The sequence below is a fragment of the Streptomyces sp. KPB2 genome, assembly GCF_003950055.1.
Classification (GTDB): domain Bacteria; phylum Actinomycetota; class Actinomycetes; order Streptomycetales; family Streptomycetaceae; genus Streptomyces; species Streptomyces salinarius.
Window position 1 is genome coordinate 5,627,975 of record NZ_CP034353.1, and the last position, 18,381, is coordinate 5,646,355.

The following is an 18,381-nucleotide window of genomic DNA, read 5'->3' on the forward strand; positions in this document are numbered from 1 at the left end:
AGGACAAGTCACCCCCGAAAGGACAAGATGCGCCCCGCCCGCTTCACCCTCGACCCCGCCTTCACCGTCGGCGCCGTCAACCCCCGCCTCTTCGGCTCCTTCGTCGAACACCTCGGACGCTGCGTGTACACCGGCGTCTTCGAGCCGGGCCACCCCACCGCGGACGCCGAGGGCCTGCGCCAGGACGTGCTGGACCTGGTCCGCGAGCTCGGTGTGACCGCCGTCCGCTACCCCGGCGGCAACTTCGTCTCCGGTTACAAGTGGGAGGACTCGGTCGGCCCGGTGGAGGACCGCCCGCGCCGCCTCGACCTGGCCTGGCGCTCCACCGAGACCAACCGCTTCGGCCTCTCCGAGTACATCGCCTTCCTCAAGAAGATCGGCCCCCAGGCCGAGCCCATGATGGCCGTCAACCTCGGCACCCGAGGCGTGGCGGAGGCCCTGGAACTCCAGGAGTACGCCAACCACCCCTCCGGCACGGCCCTGTCCGACCTGCGCGCCGAGCACGGCGACAAGGACCCCTTCGGCATCCGCCTGTGGTGCCTGGGCAACGAGATGGACGGTCCCTGGCAGACCGGCCACAAGACCGCCGAGGAGTACGGCCGCGTCGCCGCCGAGACCGCCCGCGCCATGCGCCAGATCGACCCGGACGTCGAACTCGTCGCCTGCGGGTCCTCCAGCCAGGCGATGGACACCTTCGCCGCCTGGGAGGCCACCGTCCTCCAGGAGACCTACGACCTGGTCGACCACATCTCCCTGCACGCCTACTACGAACCGCACGACGGGGACGTCGACTCCTTCCTCGCCTCCGCCGTGGACATGGAGTCGTTCATCGAGAACGTCGTCGCCACCTGCGACCACGTCGGCGCCCGCCTCAAGTCCAAGAAGAGGATCAACCTCTCCTTCGACGAGTGGAACGTCTGGTACATGAGCCGGACCGAGGCCCAGGTGAGCGTCCTGGACTGGCCCGAGGCGCCCCGCATCCTCGAGGACAACTACAGCGTCATGGACGCGGTCGTCTTCGGCTCGCTGCTGATCGCCCTGCTGCGGCACGCCGACCGCGTCACCGTGGCCTGCCTCGCCCAGCTCGTCAACGTCATCGCCCCGATCATGACCGAGCCGGGCGGCCCGGCCTGGCGCCAGACCACCTTCTTCCCCTTCTCCCAGGCCTCGAAGTACGGCCGCGGCGAGGTCCTCGACGTCCGCGTGGACTCCCCGACGTACGACACCGCGAAGTACGGCGAGGCCGACCTCCTGCACGCCACCGCCGTGCGCGCCGAGGACGGCTCGGTCACCGTCTTCGCCGTCAACCGCTCCCGCACCGAGGCCCTCCCGCTGGAGGTCGCCCTCAGCGGCCTGCACCTGACGGAGGTCGTCGAGCACAGCGCCCTCGCGGACGCCGACCCCGACGCCCGCAACACCCTCGCCGACCCCGAGCGCGTCGCCCCGCACCCGGTGGACGGCACCACCCTGGCCGAGGGCACGCTCACCGCCGCCCTCGAACCGCTCTCCTGGAACGTGATCCGGCTGCGCTGACCCCGGCGCCGGTCAGCGGCGCCGGCCGGGGGAGGGAACGGGCTTCACCGGGACTCCTCCGGCCGCGCTGCCCAGCGCGATCACATGCCCCGGCTCTCGGCGATGCGGTGCACATCCGTCAGCGCCTCTCGCATCCGGGTCAGCAGAAAGCGGAGCTGCTCGGGCGTCGCCCGCACGTCTCCGAGCAGGTCGGCGGCGTGGTCCAGCAGTCCCTGGGCCATGTCGAGTTGGGTTCGCTCCATCACGTCGGCCATCCGGGACAGCGGTCCGTCGCCGTCGGTCAGGAGGTAGCAGGGCTTGCCCTCGGAGCCCGTCCAGGGCAGGAGACGGGCGGGCCGGTTCCCGTCGTTCACCGCGCCAACTCCACGCCGTGGATCACCCGCGGCCCGAGGTCGATGCCGTGCACCGCGAACCACAGGGCACGGCGCTGGGCCCGCTGCCGCCTGACCTCCTCGCTTCGCTCGCGGGCCAGGAGGCACGGGCGTACGAGGGCGTTGTCCTCGCCGCGCAGGGCGGGCGTGCCGGCGCGGGTGGTTGTCGCGTCCGCGAGGCGGGCGGGCGCCGTGGGCGTCGTCATCGGACGCCGTCGTCGGCGCCGTCGTCCCGAGGCGGGCAGCAGGAGTTCGAGCAGCAGAAGCAGGGGTGGCCCGGCGAGGCGGGCGATACGGTGACGCATGTCGTCGACTCCGTGGTGATCGGTGACCACGCCCCCGGACCGGTGCGACGGTCGCGGGGGTCTCGCTTTCCGTAGCGATCTGCATACAGAGTGAGACGGTCGCGGCTAGGCTCGCCAGAGGTGCGGATGTGACAGCGCCTTTGTCACATGGGAGTCGAACGGATGAGCAACATCTACGGCGACTGGCTCAGGCAGCAGCGCGAGGAGGCCGACCTGACGCAGCAGCAGCTTGCCGACATGGCCATTATGACGCGGTCGCACATCGCGCACATCGAAGCAGGGCGGCGGGTGCCGTCGAAGGAGGACGCGCGGCGGCTGGACACGGCGCTGAACACGGGGGATGTCCTGACCAGCTTTCTCCCTCCGGAGGAGGCGGTGGTCGCGGACTATTTTGAGGCAGCGCGGCTGCTGGAGGCGCAGGCGGTGGTGATTCGGGAGTCAGCCGTGACCTTCTTTCCCGGCCTCCTGCAGACGGAGGGATACGCACGTGCTGTTCTCAGCACCACGTACCCTCCGTTGACCGCCGAGGAATGTGACAGGCGCCTTGTCACACGCCTCGAGCGAGGGAAGATCCTCGACGATCCGATCACTCCCGTCTTCTGGGGGTTGCTGGACGAGGCGCTGCTGCACCGCGTGATCGGCGGTCGGCAGGTCATGGCGGACCAACTCACCCATCTCGCCCAGCTGGTGGAGAGCGGTCGCGTCCGGGTGCATGTCATGCCCCACCACCAAGGGGCGTATCCGGTCATGCAGAGCATGCTGAGCCTGCTGTGGTTCGAAGACCAGCCCCCGGTGGCGTACTCGGAGGGCATCCACGTCGCCAAGATGCACGACAGTCCGACCGTCGTCGAGCGGTTGCAGGGCGCCTACTATCACGCGTTGAGCGACGCACTGTCCCTACGTGAATCGCTCGCCCTGCTCAAGTCGACGGCGAAGGACTACGAAGACGATGCCTGAGCACATTGCGAACGCTGCCGACCTCGTGGGCTGGCGCAGGTCCACCTACAGCGGCAACGAGGCCGGTAGTTGCGTGGAGGTGATAGACGGGTACCTCGCTGGGATACCCGTCCGTGACTCGAAGGTGCCAGGCGGGGCAGCGGTGGTGTTCTCGGCGGGCGGGTGGACGTCGTTCATCACGGACCTCAAGGAAGAATGACCTTCCCCCTTGGAGCAGGACGCGTCTCGTGTTGGCGAGCATGACGTCAGGGCGCTGCGGATTTCGCCGACCCAGCACCGGCGACTTTCGGTGCGGCACCTCTCTCGGCCCAGTGCCGCAGACAGCGTCAACGCTGCACCATTCGGCAGGATCTCACCCGTAGCCAGACTCAGCGCGGTTGCCATGGCGTGTTGGGATAGATGCGGAAGAGTGATCCCGTGGCGTGCAACCTCTGTCAAACGTTGGGTTCCTCACATGACTTTCCGGAACTTGGCATGTTGATGTCCGTTTCCGTCCTGTTGACCTGGCGTTCTGTCGAGGCGTTAGTTACTCCTGGCTACTTTGTAAATCTTGTGGGTGGGGTGTGGCGGGGATGTGGACCCGGTTGCGGGACGGGCAGCGCGTGCGGCCCGGACAGAAGGGCCGTGCGAGGAGACCGGACGGCAGGCGCGGCCGCGCCGTCGGCGTGGGTCTGACGGCTGCGGTGTGCATGGCGGTCGTCGCGGCCGTTGTGCCGGGGGCAACGGCTTACGCCGCGGCTGGGGAGGAGCTTCCCACCGCGCCGTTGTCGGAGAGCCAGAAGGCTCTCGAACAGGCGCAGGAGTCTGGTCAGCGGGTGGAGGTGACCGGTCAGCGCACGGCGCGGACGACCGTGTTCGCCAATCCGGATGGTTACACGTTCACGCTGGAGGAGTCGTCCACGCCGGTCCGTGCTCCAGCGGCCGACGGTGGGTGGCAGGCACCGGATCCGACCCTGGTGAAGCGTGCGGACGGCACGGTGGGCCCGAAGGGGGCTGCCGTGCAGATGGCGTTCTCCGGCGGCGGTGACACCGGCCCGTTGGCGCGGATCGAGGATCAGGGACGGTCTTTGGCGCTGGACTGGCCGGGGAAGTTGCCCGCCCCGCGCCTGGACGGGCCCAGTGCCGTGTACCCGGAGGTGTTGAAGGACGTCGACCTGCAGGTGACCGCCACGTCGGAGAGCTTCAAGTACGTACTCGTGGTGAAGACTCCGGAGGCTGCGGCGAGTGATGAGCTGGAGAAGCTCACCTTCGACCTGGATATAGAGAACCTGACGGTCCGTGAGGGCGCGGCCGGGAACCTGGCGGCGGTCGACGGAAACGGCACCACGGTTTTCAAAGCGCCGCCGGCCCGGATGTGGGACTCGGCCGGCCAGGACAGCGACACCCAACCGCAGTGGGTGACCGTACAGGCTGCGGACACCCCGGGCGGGGCCCAGGAGGGGCAGCCGTCGGACCCGGCGGAGAGCGCGCCGTCCGGCTCGGGCCTGGAACCGGGCCAGGGGGACACGGTGGCCCGCATTGACGTCGAGGTCACCAAGGACGCACTGTCGGTCATCCCCGATGCAGAAATGCTCACTTCCACCGAGCCTTCGGCCTTCCCGGTTTTCATCGATCCTCCGGTGACGTGGGGCGCGTCGGAGCGCACCCTGCTGCGCAGCGACGGCTACGAGTCCTACGGCTGGGGCAACGGGGACGACGGCATGGGCAAGGGCGCGGGGAAGTGTGGTTCCTGGTCCGGCTACTACTGCGGTCCCGGCTATGTGCAGAAGCTGTACTTCGAGTTCTCTCCCGAGAAGCTGGCAGGCAAGAAGATCCTGGATGCCACCTTCCGGGTCACGGAGCCGTGGGCGTTCCAGTGCGATCCGCGCTGGGTGGATCTGGTCCGCACCAACAACATCTCCTCGTCCACCACGTGGTCGTCACGGCCGAAGGAACTGGACTGGATGGGCGACCGGTGGGTTTCGGCGGGCCGGGGCTCGCTGTGCGACCCGGACTCGCCGGACGCACCAATCGAGTTCAACGACAATCCTGAGGAGTCGAACGAGAACCTCACCCCGACCGTCCAGAGTTTCGCCGCGGGCAAGTTTTCCCGCCTCACCCTGGAGATCCGGGCACACGACGAGTCGGACGCCTCGGCGTGGAAGCGGTTCAAGAACGATGCCGTGCTGGCGGTCGACTTCGTCGGCCTGCCGGAAAAGCCGGACCCGGTCGGCTTCCAGCCACCCCAAGCGGGCATCACTCCCGACTGCGAGCCGAATGAGGACATGGCGGCGGTCACCTCCGACCCCACGCCATCGTTCAGGGCCACTCCGCATACCAAGCCAGGCGGCGGGGAGGATGCCCAGCTGAAGGTGTACTTCGACGTCGATGTGAAGAACGCCGACAACACCTGGTCGGATGTCACCCCGCCTGCCGGCGGTTCGCTCAACCCGTCTCCAGTAGGAGACAACCAGCCGGTATCGCTTGAATGGTCGAACCTGGCCGAGGGCAAGCTGTACCGCTTCCACGCCTGGACCTGGTCCTACTACGGCAACGGGTCCCATCTGAGCAGCAAGGAGTCCGACGGCTTCTGCTTCTTCAAGATCGACAAGACTGCGCCCAAAGCGCCGAAGGTCACCATTGAGACCCCATACACCCAGTGCACCACCAACGCCTGCGCACCGGGCGGCGCTCCGGGAGAGAAGGTCGACTTCACCTTCGAGCCCGTGGCGGGAGACACGATCTCTCTCTACATGTACCGGCTTTCCACCGACGAAACCTGGTCCACCAAGGAGGGAAGCACAGTCTCGGTTGAGGTCACACCGCCACGCGCAGGCTTCTACAGCTTGTACGTGATACCCCAGGACGATGTCGGTATCGGCAGGCGGGGCGAGCGGACTGTCATCGATTTCATGGTCGATGATGGGGGCGTCCGGGTCGGCGAGTGGCACTTCAACGACGAAGGGGAAGGCGACACAGCGGTCGACTCCGCCACCAAGGAAGACAACGCGGACAACGCAGCCCTGGCCGGGGGAGCGAAACGTGACGACCACGGCCGCCTCGGTCTGATCACCCATGATGACGAGGACGTGCCGCTGTCGGCCCCCGTCACCGACCAGGCCCTGACATTGAACGGCACCACCAGTTATGCGGCCACGTCCGGTCAGGTGCTGGAAACACGGGCCTCCTACACCATCTCCACGTGGGCGCGCTTGACCGAGGCACCGACGCACAACTCCACGGTGCTCAGCCAGGACGGCACACACCGCAGCCCCTTCTACCTCGGATACGAGCACTCGGCCGGCAGATGGGCGCTACGCGCGGTCAACAAGGACGCCCCGGTCACGGACACCTGGTCGTACGCCAAGGTCGACTCGGTTGACGCGCCGACCATCGGAGCCTGGACCCTTCTGACCGGTGTCTATGACTCGGAGATGAAGGAGATCCGGCTCTACGTCAACGGCAGGCTTCAGGGGGCCAAGCCCTATACGACGGCGTGGGCGGCGACCGGCCCGCTGCAGATCGGCCGCACTCAGTGGTCGGACACCTACAGCGACTACTTCAAGGGCAACGTGGACGAGCCCACCATCTGGCAGCGGGCACTGCAGCCTGAGGAGATCGCCGATCTGGCGCAGCCGATGAACTCGCCCAACCGAGCGGCCGTGGAACTGGTGGCGAACTGGTCGGCCGACCACGGCAGTGGCACCACCATCCCCGACGGTGCGGCCTCGGGCTACGGCAAGTCGCTGACCCTGACCGGCGGAGCGTCGCTGGACGGCAGGGCGATCGTCCTTGACGGCGTGGACGACGCGGCCACTGCTTCCGGACCGATGGTGGATGACACCGGCTCGTTCACCGTGACCACGCTGGCGGCGCTGGACCCGGAGAAGCTCGCGACCAAGCCAGTCGGCTACACAGGACAGGTTCTGGGTCAGCGCACCGCCGACGGCTCGGCCTGGGGCATCTGGTACAAACAGACAGCTGTCGAGTACGTGACGAACTGGGACACAGGCCTGGACGAGGCCGTGCCGGTGGGCGCGTGGTACTTCGGCAGGCTCAACACCAACGGCACCTTCAGCGCGGTGGCCTCGGCAGCGGGGCCTGTGGAGGACGGGGCGGTCCGGCTGACCGGCGTCTTCAACGCTTCCGAAGGCACGATCAGTCTGTACCTGAGCAGCGTCCGTACAGGGGATCCTCAAACCTTCACCGCGAAGATCGGCTCGGGTGACTTCGCTCTCGGTAAGGGCAGTTCCGACGGGACGTGGGCGCACTATCTGCCCGCCCGGGTGAGCGAGGCACGCCTCTGGGCCGGCGCGATGGCCAGTTACGAACAGCTCGAAGAGACCGTGCGTGACTGATAGGCGGACGGTGGGGACGGAATCCGGCGCGGGCGTCCTCACCGCATCAGACGACGGTTTTGCAGCGATGGCCTGCTCGCACGACGCGGGCACACAACTTGCGACTTGGTGGGACGAGAAACGATGACCTTTGGCATAGGAACGTCAAGACGGCGGGGTGAGACAGCTCGGCGAGGAGCAGGCCGCCTTCTGGCGCAGTCGCTGGCCTTGGCCCTGATCGTGCCCACCGGCCTGGCCCAGGTGGCAGCAGCCGTGGAACAACAGGGCGGCCTGGGCCGTCCCGACGTGCCCAAGTCCAGGGTGACCAAGGTCAAACCCTTCGACACCTCGGGGGTGAAGAAGGCGCGGGGCAAGGTCGCCAAGGAACGGGAGGCCAACACCAAGCAGGTCAAGCAGGCGACGGCCGAGCGGCAGGCGGCCTGGCCGAAGAAGGCGACCGCAACTGTCACCCTGGACAGCGGCGCGAGCAGCAAGGCTGCCCCGGGCGGCCTGCCCGTAACCGTGACCCCGTCCGCCGGACCCAAGAAGACCCGCTCCTTCGCCCCGTCGGCTGCGGCGGGTCAGGCACGGATCACGGTCCTGGACCAGAAGACCGCCCGCAGTGTCGGCGTCACGGGCGTGCTCCTGACGGCAGCGGCCGACACACCAGGCACAGCTGACGTTCGTGTGGAGTACGCAGGCTTCGCCTCGGCGATCGGCGGCGGGTGGTCCCAGCGCCTGCGCCTGGTCCAGCTGCCGGCCTGTGTACTGACAACTCCGGCCAAGGCGGAGTGCCGCAAGCAGACACCGCTGAATTCCAACAATGATCTGCACGATCAGACAGTCTCGGCAAGGGTCCGCCTGGGCCATGCATCGAACGGCCCGTCCACACAGCTGATGGGCGAGATGGGCAGCGGCGCATCCAGCGCGGCCGTTCTTGCGGTGACCGCCGCTTCGGCGGGTTCCGGCCAGTCACCCAAGGGCGCGGGTGACTATTCGGCGACGAAGCTGTCCGAATCCTCGTCCTGGCAGGCCGGCAGCAGCTCCGGCTCCTTCACCTGGTCCTACGACTTCACCATGCCCCCGGCCGCGGCAGGCCCGGTGCCGCCGCTGTCCTTGTCCTACGACTCGGGCAGTGTCGACGGCCGCACCGCCACGACGAACAACCAGACCACATCCGTGGGCGAGGGCTTCACTCTCACGGAGTCTTACATCACCCGCACCTACGGTTCCTGTGACGAGGACGGACTTGACGACGTCTTCGACCAGTGCTGGAAGTACGACAACGCGCGCCTGGTCCTGAACGGCAAGTCGATCCGGCTGGTCAAGGACGACGACAGCGGCAAGTGGCACCTGGAGAACGACGACGCTTCCACGGTGACCCGCTCCACCGGCGCCGACAACGACGACGACAACGGCGAGTACTGGACGGTCATCACCGGCGACGGCACCAAGTACGTCTTTGGCAAGAATAAGCTCGACGGTGCCGACAGCCAGCGCACGCACTCGACCTGGACCGTTCCGGTTTTCGGTGACGACTCCGGCGAGCCCGGCTACGGCGGCGGCGACGCCTTCGCCGACCGGGCGCTGACTCAGGCCTGGCGCTGGAACCTCGACTACGTCGAGGACACCCGCGGCAACGCGTCCACGTACTGGTACACCAAGGAATCGAACTACTACAAGAAGAACAAGGCGACCAAGGCCAGCGAGCCCTACGACCGCGGCGGCCACCTCGACCGCATCGAGTACGGCCTGCGCAAGGACGCCCTGTTCACCGACAAGGCCGACGCCAAGGTCACTCTCAAGTACGCCGAACGTTGCACCGTCTCCGACTGCGGCAGCCTGTCCAAGGACACCGCGGAGAACTGGCCGGACGTGCCGTTCGACGCGATCTGCTCCAAGGACGACGACGAATGCAACGCGGCCGGCCCGTCCTTCTTCACTCGCAAGCGCCTGACCAGCATCGACACCTCCTCCTACAACGCCACCACCAGCGCCTACGACCCGGTGGACTCCTGGGCCCTGACCGAGAAGTACCTGGACGGCGGTGACATCGGCGACAGCTCCGACCAGGTACTCACCCTCACCGACCTCCAGCGCACCGCAAAAGCCGGCGACACGGCCATCAAGGTCAACCCGATCACGTTCACGTACCAGACGCGGCCGAACCGGGTCGACGGCACCGACGACATCCTTCCGCTAACCCGCCCGCGCATCTCCACCATCACGTCCGAGACCGGCGCCATCACCAACGTGATCATGTCCTCGCCCGAGTGCAAGCGCAGCGAGGTTCTAGGCGCGGCGCCGGACACCAACACCCGCTCCTGCTACCCGCAGTACTGGCACATCAACGGCGCGGAGAACGCGGCGATCGACTGGTTCCACAAGTACCGAGTCACCGCCGTCGCCGTTCACGACGCCGCTGTCATCAACCCGGCCGTGGAGTACGCCTACTCCTACAGCGGCGCGGCCTGGCACTACAACGACGACCCGTTCACTCCGAAGGACGAGCGGACCTGGTCCGACTGGCGCGGCTACCGTCAGGTCACGGCCTACACCGGCACGGCCGGTGACACCCGCTCCAAGACCGTTTCCCTCTACATGCAGGGCATGCACGGTGACAAGAAGAAGGACGGCACCACCAAGTCCGTCACCGTCCCACCCCTGATGGACACGGACGTCGACTTCTCCGCCCCCTACGACAGCGACCGGTACAAGGGCGTACTGCGCCAGCAGGTCACCTACAACGGCAGCCAACCCATCAGCAGCGTCTTCAAGAACTACACCTACAAGAACACTGCCACCCAGACGGTCCCCGACGCCGCCGACCACACCGCGCTGTGGGTGCGCAACTCTTCCACGTACACGAGCACCTACCTCACCGGCTCCGAGACCTGGCGCACCCACACCACCGGCCAGAAGTACGACGCCCTCGGCATGGTGTACGCCGCCGACGACTGGGGCCAGGCCGGCCTGGGCGGCGATGAAACCTGCACCCGCACCTGGTACGCCCGTAACCCCGATGCAAGTATCACCAGCCTGGTCTCCCGCACCCGCACCGTCGCCGGAACGTGTTCGGTCACCGACGCCAGCCTGAACCTGCCCGCCACCAGCACCATATCCGGCGACGTCCTCGCCGACACAGCGGCCGTATACGACAAGGCAGACGCTACGACCTGGCTGGCCACCCAGAAGCCGACCAAGGGCCAGGTCACCTGGACTGGCCGTGCCACCGGCTACACCACCACTGCCGGCAGTGACGGGCAGCGCCTGCCGTCCGACTGGCAGACCGTGGCAACCACCACCTACGACGCCCTTGGCCGCCCGCTGAATGTCACCGACGCCGCAGGCCACACTTCCTCGACCGCCTACTACCCGGCTACTACTGGCCCGCTGACGCGCACCGTCTCCGTCGATCCCAAGGGCCACCACTCGGGCAACACCCTCGACCCGCGCCGCGGCCTCACCGTGCGCAGCGACGACGCCAACTCCAAGAAGACCATTCAGCACTACGACGCGCTCGGCCGCGTCACCGACGTATGGCTCCCCAACCGTGTCAGCAGCAGTGAGAGCCCGAACGTCAAGTTCACCTACCACGTCGACAACACCGAGCCGTCCTGGGTGTCCACGGCAACGCTCACCAACGCCAACACCTACACCACCAACTACGCGATATACGACTCCCTGTTGCGGCCCCTGCAGACCCAGTCCCCGACCCCTGAAGGCGGACGGCTGCTGACCGACACGCGCTACGACACGCGCGGCCTCGCCGACGAGACGTTCGCTGACATCTTCGACAACACCAGCACTCCCAACGGCACCTACACCCGCGCCGAATACGGCGGTGCTCCCACCCAAACCGAAGTCATCTTCGACGGCGCCGGCCGACCCACCACGAACACCCTGCTCGTCGACGGCGTCAAGAAGTGGACCACCACGACCAGCTACACCGGCGATTCCACCGCCACCACCGCCCTCGACGGCGGCTCCGCCCAGCGCACCATCACCGACATCCGCGGCCGCACCACCGAAACCCGCACCTACGCCGGCAAGAGCCCCGCCGACACGGACTTCGGTACTGGCCCCGGCACCAGTTACACCCGCACGAAGTACTCCTACGGTCTCGACGGCCGTCAGAAGACGATCATCGGCCCGGACGGCGCCACCTGGTCCTACGGCTACGACCTCTTCGGCCGCCAGACCAGCGCCGATGACCCCGACAAGGGTAAGGCCACTACCCAGTACAACGCCCTCGACCAGGTCACCAAGACGACCGACTCACGCGGCAAGTCGGTCCTGAGCGCCTACGACGAACTCGGCCGCCCCACCGGAACCTGGGCCGGATCGAAGACCGACGCCAGCCAGCTCACTAGCTACGCCTACGACACCCTGCTCAAGGGCCTGCCCACGTCGTCGACCCGCTACGTCGGCGGCAAGAACGGCGACGCCTACACCCAGACCGTCACGGCCTACGACCGCATGGGCCGCGCCACCGACACCGAACTGCACCTGCCTGCCGACGACCCCTTCGTCAAGGCTGGCCAGCCCGCCACGCTGGCGTTCGAGACGCACTACAACACCGACGGCACGACCCAGCAGACCAAAGACCCGGCCTTGGGCGGCCTGTCCTCCGAAATCGTCGGCTACGAACACGACCACCTGGGCAACCTCACCGCCATCGGCACCTACCTGCCCACCATCGACTACTCAGCCCTGAGCGAGCCACTGCTGCTCACCATGGGCACCGGCGAAGACCGCGTCTACGTCGCCAACCGGTACGAACAGGGCACCGGCCGCCTCACCCAAACCTTCACCCAGGACCACACCCACGACTACCACCTGCAGGAACTGAACTACAGCTACGACCAGGCCGGCAACGTCACCTCCATCAGCGACCCCACCACCCTCGGCGGCACCAGCAGCCCCGAAACCCAGTGCTTCACGTACGACACCCACCAGCGCCTGACCGAAGCCTGGACACCCGCCTCCCAGAAGTGCACCGAGACGCGCACCGCCACCGCACTCTCTGGGCCAGCCCCGTACTGGACCAGCTACACCTACAACACCGCGGGCCAGCGCACTACCGAGACCCAGCACACCAGCACCGCCACCTCCAAAACCACTTACTGCTACACCAATACCAACCAGCCCCACACCCTCACCGGCACGACCACCAGAACCGACTGCACCAACCCTGAGCACACCTACACCCACGACACCACCGGCAACACAATCCAACGTCCAGGCCGCACCGACAACACCACCCAGGGCCTCGACTGGTCGGACGAAGGCAAGCTCACCCGCCTCACAGAGGGCGACCAGTCCACCGACTACCTCTACGGCGCCGACGGCACCCTCCTGATCCGCGCCACCGAGAACGGCGAACGCGTCCTCTACGCCGGCACCACCGAACTCCATCTCCGCACCGACGGCACCACCTGGGCCCAGCGCTACTACACCGCGGGCGGTGTTACCGCCGCCCTGCGCTCCAACGAGTCCGGCACCAACAAGGTCACCTTCCTCGCCAGCGACCACCACGGCACCTCCACTCTGGCCGTCGACCGGCTCGACCAGAAATTCACCAAGCGTTACACCACCCCCTTCGGCGAAGACCGCGGCAAACCCCAGTACGGCCCCTGGCCCGACGACAAGGGACTCCTCGGCAAAACCCGCGACACCACCACCGGCCTCACCCACATCGGTGCCCGCGAATACGACTCCACCATCGGCCAATTCATCAGCGTCGACCCTGTCCTCGCCCCCACCGACGCACAAACACTCAACGGATACAGCTACGCCGCCAACAACCCGGTCACCACAAGCGACCCGACCGGCCTCATGCGTCACCTTGATCAAGGGGGCAGCGGATGCGACCCGATCACATGTACTGATGAAAATTTCTACGACTGGGGGCCGGATGGCGGGCAGGGTTTCGTCGACGACCTCGTGGATGCTGACATCTACCCGTCAGGTACCGCCGTGGCAAGTGACACAGCGGGAGACTTTTCATATAACTTCATTGTGGAGGGGCCCGAGCCTGTCAAAGCACCCGTCCGTAATCGCTATGAGGTAAATGGCGTCTGCGTGTGGGCAGCGGCTAGTAGCTGCGGGACAGGAGCTGCAGCGGGCTCTGCCCCTCAGAAGATGGACCTCAAGTGTGCAGCCGGCGATACGGTCTGTGAGTTGCGGGAGGAATTGCTTAACATAGGTGTGCAGACAGGTATGACTGGAGGTTCGTTGGGGTTCTTCGCTCTGCGCCCCCGCGGTAGCTGGGTTCGTGTCACCGGCGTCCCTGAAGGTTTGAACCTTAATCAGCTTGCCGCTATGAGAAAGTCATTCAACAAAGACCTCGGTTTTCCGGCGGAGGTCTCGATCCAGGGCAGTCGTGCATCGGGTAATACGGGTGGTCGATCTGATGTAGATATCGCTGTTCGCGTGTCTCCTGAAACCTTTGAGGCGCTGATCGCGAAACGCTGGTCTTCTGTTAACCCTGGCTCCAGTCAAGCGCGAACTAGGGACCATGCCGTTGCGACAGGTAAGATAACAGCGGGCGACGTGCGGCCTCGGCTCAGTGGTATCAAGAAGGATGTTGCTAAGGCTTTGGGTGATGAAGTCGATCACGTGGATGTCTCAGTAATCAGGGTAGGAGGACCTTTTGACCAAGGTCCGTTCGTTCGTATCAAGTGAGGTGGGATGTGGAGCTGGAGTGTGCGATATATGTCGCAACGCGGAACTGGGAGCGGGTCAGGATCGCGCTGCTCGAAAATCCACCCGAAGCTTGCGTGGAAGAAAATGAACTTCGCTTTCCGTTCACCGTCGCCGAGTTGGGGCGCAATGACTACGAAGGGACAGTGAAATCAGACGATGACTTTATCGGCTGGCCATCCGTTTTGGAATTTGAGCCGATCGAAGGAGCATCACTCGGAGAAGTTGCGCAGACAATATCCGAAGTGCTGAGGTCGTTGTGGTCGGCGGGATTTCGTGCAGTTGCGGCGTGTGACTATGAGGACCTCTTGCCTCACAATGGTGGCGCTGCATTGTATTGACGCGAACCGGAGTGGACTCTGGGCCCTTGACGGTGTGTGAGCATCGGGAAGGCGCGGCATCTGCCGACGTTGGCGCAGGGGGCCTTGCGGTTGCGGGGATCGCGCTCGTAGCGAGGACCTCGATTCCTTTGCGAGCGATCCGGAACGAGGCTTGTGTTAGTGGCTGGGAGCACCCGTATGCTGGCCATGTACCGCCTGTCGAGGTCAAACCCGAGTGCCGGTCGGACCAGGAGGTGAAAGGGAATGAGCAGCGTTGCCATCGACCACACCGGGCCCTGGACCGTTGCCGACGTCCTGGCCCTGCCCGAAGACCGCACCACCCGCTACGAGCTGCTGGGGGAGTCCCTCGTGATGTCCCCCGCCCCCGGCATCCGCCACCAGCGGGCCTCGCTCAGGCTTGCCATGATCCTTCACGCGGCAGCCCAGGCCGCCGAGGCCCCGGTCGAGGTGCTGGAGGCCATCAACGTCATCCTGCCCTCCGGCCTGGTGGTCCCCGATCTCGTGGTGACCGACGCGGGTGCGACCGCCGACGACGGTGTCAGCGTCGACGCCGAGGGCGTACAGCTAGTGATCGAACTGGTCTCTCCCGGCAACCGCACTGTGGACCGCAAATTCAAGCCGATGCTCTACGCCGAGGCTGCCATCCCGCACTTTTGGCGCCTGGAGTTCGACCCGGCCCCGATGCTCGTCGTCCATGAATTGGAAAGCGGCCGATACGTGGAGCGGACCACCGCACTTGCGGGCGCTACCACACGCCTGGACGCCCCTTTCCAGGCCGCGATCGACCCGGCTGGACTGACGCGGCAGTAGGTCGTCCGACGGCAACACCGACGGCAGTCGGACCAACCGACGGCAGACATCGGCGACGTCGGCGGTCCCTACGTCCGTCGGCCAGGGACGAGCACCGCATGCGTTTCTGGTCAATCGGGCTTGCCGGGGGAGGGAACGGGCTTCACCGGGACTCCTCCGGCCGCGCTGCCCAGCAGCTCCAGGCGCACCGGGCCGAGGGCCGGCGCCGCGGTGCCGGGGGACAGGACCGCGAGGGCCAGGGTGTTGGCGGCGGCGCGGGTGCGCAGGATGCCGTTCGGGAGGACGAAGGTGCGGGGGGTGCCCTCGGCGCCGCCCACGTACTCGCCCATGTTCCAGCCGTTCAGGAAGACCTGGACGCGCAGGTCCAAGTCCGGGGAGCCGTCCAGGACGAGGCCCACGGAGGCGTCGATCTCCGGTGGGACGTCCAGGCGGAACGTGGTCCGGTACCAGGTCACGCCCTGGCGCCGGTCCCCGTCCGGGGCGGCCGACGGGGACCCCGGCTCCCACGCGGTGTCGTCGTACCCGGGCAGGTGCCAGCCGTGGCGCTCGCCGTACAGGCCGCCGTGGTTGAGCGGCCCGCGCACCGGGTCGGGGGCGGCCGCGCCCATGATCCGCCAGCGCACGTCGGGCGAGGCGCCCTCGAAGCGGGCCGAGGTCAGGCCGCGGGCCGCCCGGTAGGCGTCCTGGCCGTGCTGCGTGCGCCGGACCAGGACGGACAGGACGGCGGGTGCACTGTTGTCGCCACCCCGCGCGCGCAGGGCCCGCGGCAGCCGGAAGTCCGCCGTGGCCGTCCACGTGCCCTTGCCGTCGCCCGCCCCGTCCGGCCGGTGGCTGCCCAGCGGCTCGCCGTCCAGCCAGGCCATCAGCAGGCCGTGCGCACCCGTGCTGTACGACAGGGACACCGACTCCAGACCAAAGGCGCCGGTGAGCCGGGCGCGGTACCAGACGTCGCCGTAGTGGAAGCCGTAGTCGTCGGCGAAGAGCACGGGCCGGCCGTCGGGGACCGGTGTCGTGCTGTGCGAGGTGCGGCGGTCGGCGACCGGCCAGCCCTCGTCGCCGTAGTCGGGCTCGCGCTCGAAGTTCTCCGTGCGCCGCCGCCAGCCGTCGAGCGCGGGCAGGACCAGGTCGGGCACGCCCGGCAGCGGCCACACGGTCATCAGGCTCAGGGCGCGGCCGAGGCCCGACTGCACCCGCTCGCCGTTCCAGGTGACGTCGGTGATGCCGGGCGGTGCCCACACCTCCAGCTCGCGCTCGTCGACCGTGTCGCCGGTGAGCCGGATCACGGGACCGTCCAGGGCGGCCTCGCGCAGCAGCTCGGGGCCGCGCACCAGGACCCGGCCCGACGGGGTCTCGTACGGCCACAGCCGCAGCGAGGCGGCGTCGTCGGCGAAGAGGAGGAGCAGGGTGCGGTCGGTCTCGCCGCTGCGCACCCGCACCCGGGTCAGCCGGTCCTCCTTCAGCGGCACCATCACGTGCAGCTTGCCGTGGTCGAAGGTCCAGGCGGCCTCCTCGTCCAGCCGGGTCGGCCACGGCTCGTTCGGGCAGTCGAGGACCAGGTGGGCCATCTCGCCGGCCCGCCCCACGAACGCGGCGATGTCCAGCTTCCCGACGCTCAGGGCCAGCATGGGCTGCACGGTGGCGTACGCGAGTCTGCGCCCGGCGCCCAGGTGGAGCCCGGTGGCGAGCAGCTTGGCGTCCCGGGCGGGGACGGTGACCTCCACCTCGGTCCCGCCCATCGGCACCGTCGAGGTGACGTCGGCCGCGGAGTCGTTGCGCAGGACGTACGCCTGGGCGCCGGTGTCCGGGTTGACCAGGCGCCGGACCCGGATACGGGCGTCCGCGGCCCGGATCGCCGGTGCCTGGGTCATCCGCGTGAAGTCCGGGACGTGGCGCAGGAGGTGGCCGAGCTGGTGGAGCGGGGCGAGCTTGGCCGTCGGGCGGCGCGCCTCGTCGATCGCGGCGGTGGGGTCGTAGGTGGGAGAGGGCGCGGACGGTGCGGGCAGCCATCCCCACGAGGTGCCGCCGAACGCCATGTGGACGTTGTGCAGTGTGCTCCCGTGGGCGAGGCGGGCGAAGTGGAGCCGCCGCGCCTCGGCGGCGTCCCGGGTCCGCTCGGGCTCCTCCCAGGCGAGCGGGGAGTCGGCGTGCAGCAGGGGCACCTCGATGCCGTCGGCGCGCAGCCGCTCGCGCAGATGGTCCAGGTCACCGCGCTCGGGGGTGTCGGCCCGGTAGAGCAGCACGGTCCCGCTGCCCCGGGTGAACTGGTGGCGGGCGACGATCGCGTTCACCCGGCTCAGCCACTCGTCGGCGTGGCGCAGGTACGCCGGGTCGGTGGTCCTGGCCCGGGCCCCGACGGTCGTCAGCCAGCCGGGCAGGCCCCCGGCGTCCACGCCCGCGCCGATGTACGGGCCGGGGTGCAGGACGACGTACAGGCCGCACTCGGCGGCCGTGCGCAGGAACAGGTCGAGGTCGCGGACGCCGGTGAAGTCGTATGCGCCGGGGGCGGGGGAGTGCTGGTTCCAGGCGAGGCGGACGCCGACCGCGTTGTGGCCGTACGCCCGCAGCTTCTGCAGCACGTCCCGCCACAGGGAAGGGCTCGGCAGCCGGAACGGATGCATCTCGCCGGACCACAGCGCCAGCCGCCTGCCGTCCACCAGCAGGGAGTACCGGTCCAGGGCGACCCGGTGGCGCCGGCCGTCGGCGCCGGGCGGGCCGGGCGGCGGCCCGGTGGGCACGGGACCGGGGCCGGAGTAGGGCAGTGCCGCGCTGCTCACGCTGCCGCCCAGCGCGAGACCGAGGACGGTGGTGCCCGCGAGGGCGCTGAACGCTCGTCTGCCGAGCCTGTGGGGCCTGCTGAGCTCCAAGGGAGCCCCTCCTGTTGCGCGCGGTACCTCTGGATCCCGTCGGCTGCCCGGGACCGCCTGTGCCGGGCCATTGTCCCAGCGGACGCACCGTGGTCCGGTACGAGGACCGCCGCGCGGACGGACCGCACACACTTTCTGGGGGTGGGGCGGCCGGCCCGCCGGAATGGGAACGCCCCGAT

General features: G+C 67.8%; 10 protein-coding genes. 7 read left to right on the top strand and 3 right to left on the bottom strand.

Annotation, left to right across the window (positions count from 1 at the left end; all coding sequences use genetic code 11):
• Positions 1-27 precede the first annotated feature (27 nt).
• The gene (locus tag D1J63_RS25285) at positions 28-1,533 is read left to right on the top strand and encodes an alpha-N-arabinofuranosidase (RefSeq protein WP_102932010.1); all 1,506 of its coding nucleotides are present in this window, start codon (positions 28-30) and stop codon (positions 1,531-1,533) included.
• 80 nt (positions 1,534-1,613) lie between these two features.
• Here the strand turns inward: D1J63_RS25285 and D1J63_RS25290 are convergent, their stop codons facing one another.
• A complete protein-coding gene (locus D1J63_RS25290; protein WP_125631890.1) occupies positions 1,614-1,886 on the bottom strand; it encodes a hypothetical protein in 273 nt (90 codons plus the stop codon).
• Positions 1,883-2,209 carry a hypothetical protein gene (locus D1J63_RS25295; RefSeq protein WP_206436787.1) on the bottom strand — a complete coding sequence of 109 codons (327 nt, stop codon included), beginning with the start codon at positions 2,207-2,209 and terminating at the stop codon, positions 1,883-1,885. Before D1J63_RS25295 ends, D1J63_RS25290 begins: the two co-directional genes overlap by 4 nt.
• Positions 2,210-2,371: 162 nt before the next feature.
• Between D1J63_RS25295 and D1J63_RS25300 the strand changes: the two genes are divergently transcribed.
• The 6 genes from D1J63_RS25300 to D1J63_RS25325 all read left to right on the top strand — a co-directional run bounded on the left by D1J63_RS25300 (position 2,372) and on the right by D1J63_RS25325 (position 15,338).
• Complete coding sequence (locus tag D1J63_RS25300; protein ID WP_125631892.1) at positions 2,372-3,166, top strand: helix-turn-helix transcriptional regulator; 795 nt, start codon at positions 2,372-2,374, stop codon at positions 3,164-3,166.
• Positions 3,159-3,365, top strand: coding sequence for a DUF397 domain-containing protein (locus tag D1J63_RS25305; RefSeq protein ID WP_125631895.1), 207 nt, complete (start codon positions 3,159-3,161; stop codon positions 3,363-3,365). The genes D1J63_RS25300 and D1J63_RS25305 overlap by 8 nt, the downstream gene beginning before the upstream one ends.
• A 490-nt stretch (positions 3,366-3,855) precedes the next feature.
• Positions 3,856-7,503 carry a LamG domain-containing protein gene (locus D1J63_RS25310; protein WP_125631897.1) on the top strand — a complete coding sequence of 1,216 codons (3,648 nt, stop codon included), beginning with the start codon at positions 3,856-3,858 and terminating at the stop codon, positions 7,501-7,503.
• Positions 7,504-7,626: 123 nt separating this feature from the next.
• Positions 7,627-14,169, top strand: a complete 6,543-nt coding sequence (locus D1J63_RS25315) for an RHS repeat-associated core domain-containing protein (protein WP_241235605.1) — start codon at positions 7,627-7,629, stop codon at positions 14,167-14,169.
• Positions 14,170-14,177: 8 nt separating this feature from the next.
• On the top strand, positions 14,178-14,528 hold the full coding sequence (locus tag D1J63_RS25320; protein ID WP_125631899.1) for a hypothetical protein: 351 nt from the start codon (positions 14,178-14,180) through the stop codon (positions 14,526-14,528).
• A 243-nt stretch (positions 14,529-14,771) separates the two neighbouring features.
• Positions 14,772-15,338 (top strand): Uma2 family endonuclease, encoded by a 567-nt coding sequence (locus D1J63_RS25325; RefSeq protein ID WP_164712969.1) that lies wholly within the window; start codon positions 14,772-14,774, stop codon positions 15,336-15,338.
• A 110-nt stretch (positions 15,339-15,448) separates the two neighbouring features.
• Here the strand turns inward: D1J63_RS25325 and D1J63_RS25330 are convergent, their stop codons facing one another.
• The gene (locus tag D1J63_RS25330) at positions 15,449-18,202 is read right to left on the bottom strand and encodes a beta-galactosidase (protein WP_125631901.1); all 2,754 of its coding nucleotides are present in this window, start codon (positions 18,200-18,202) and stop codon (positions 15,449-15,451) included.
• Positions 18,203-18,381 lie beyond the last annotated feature (179 nt).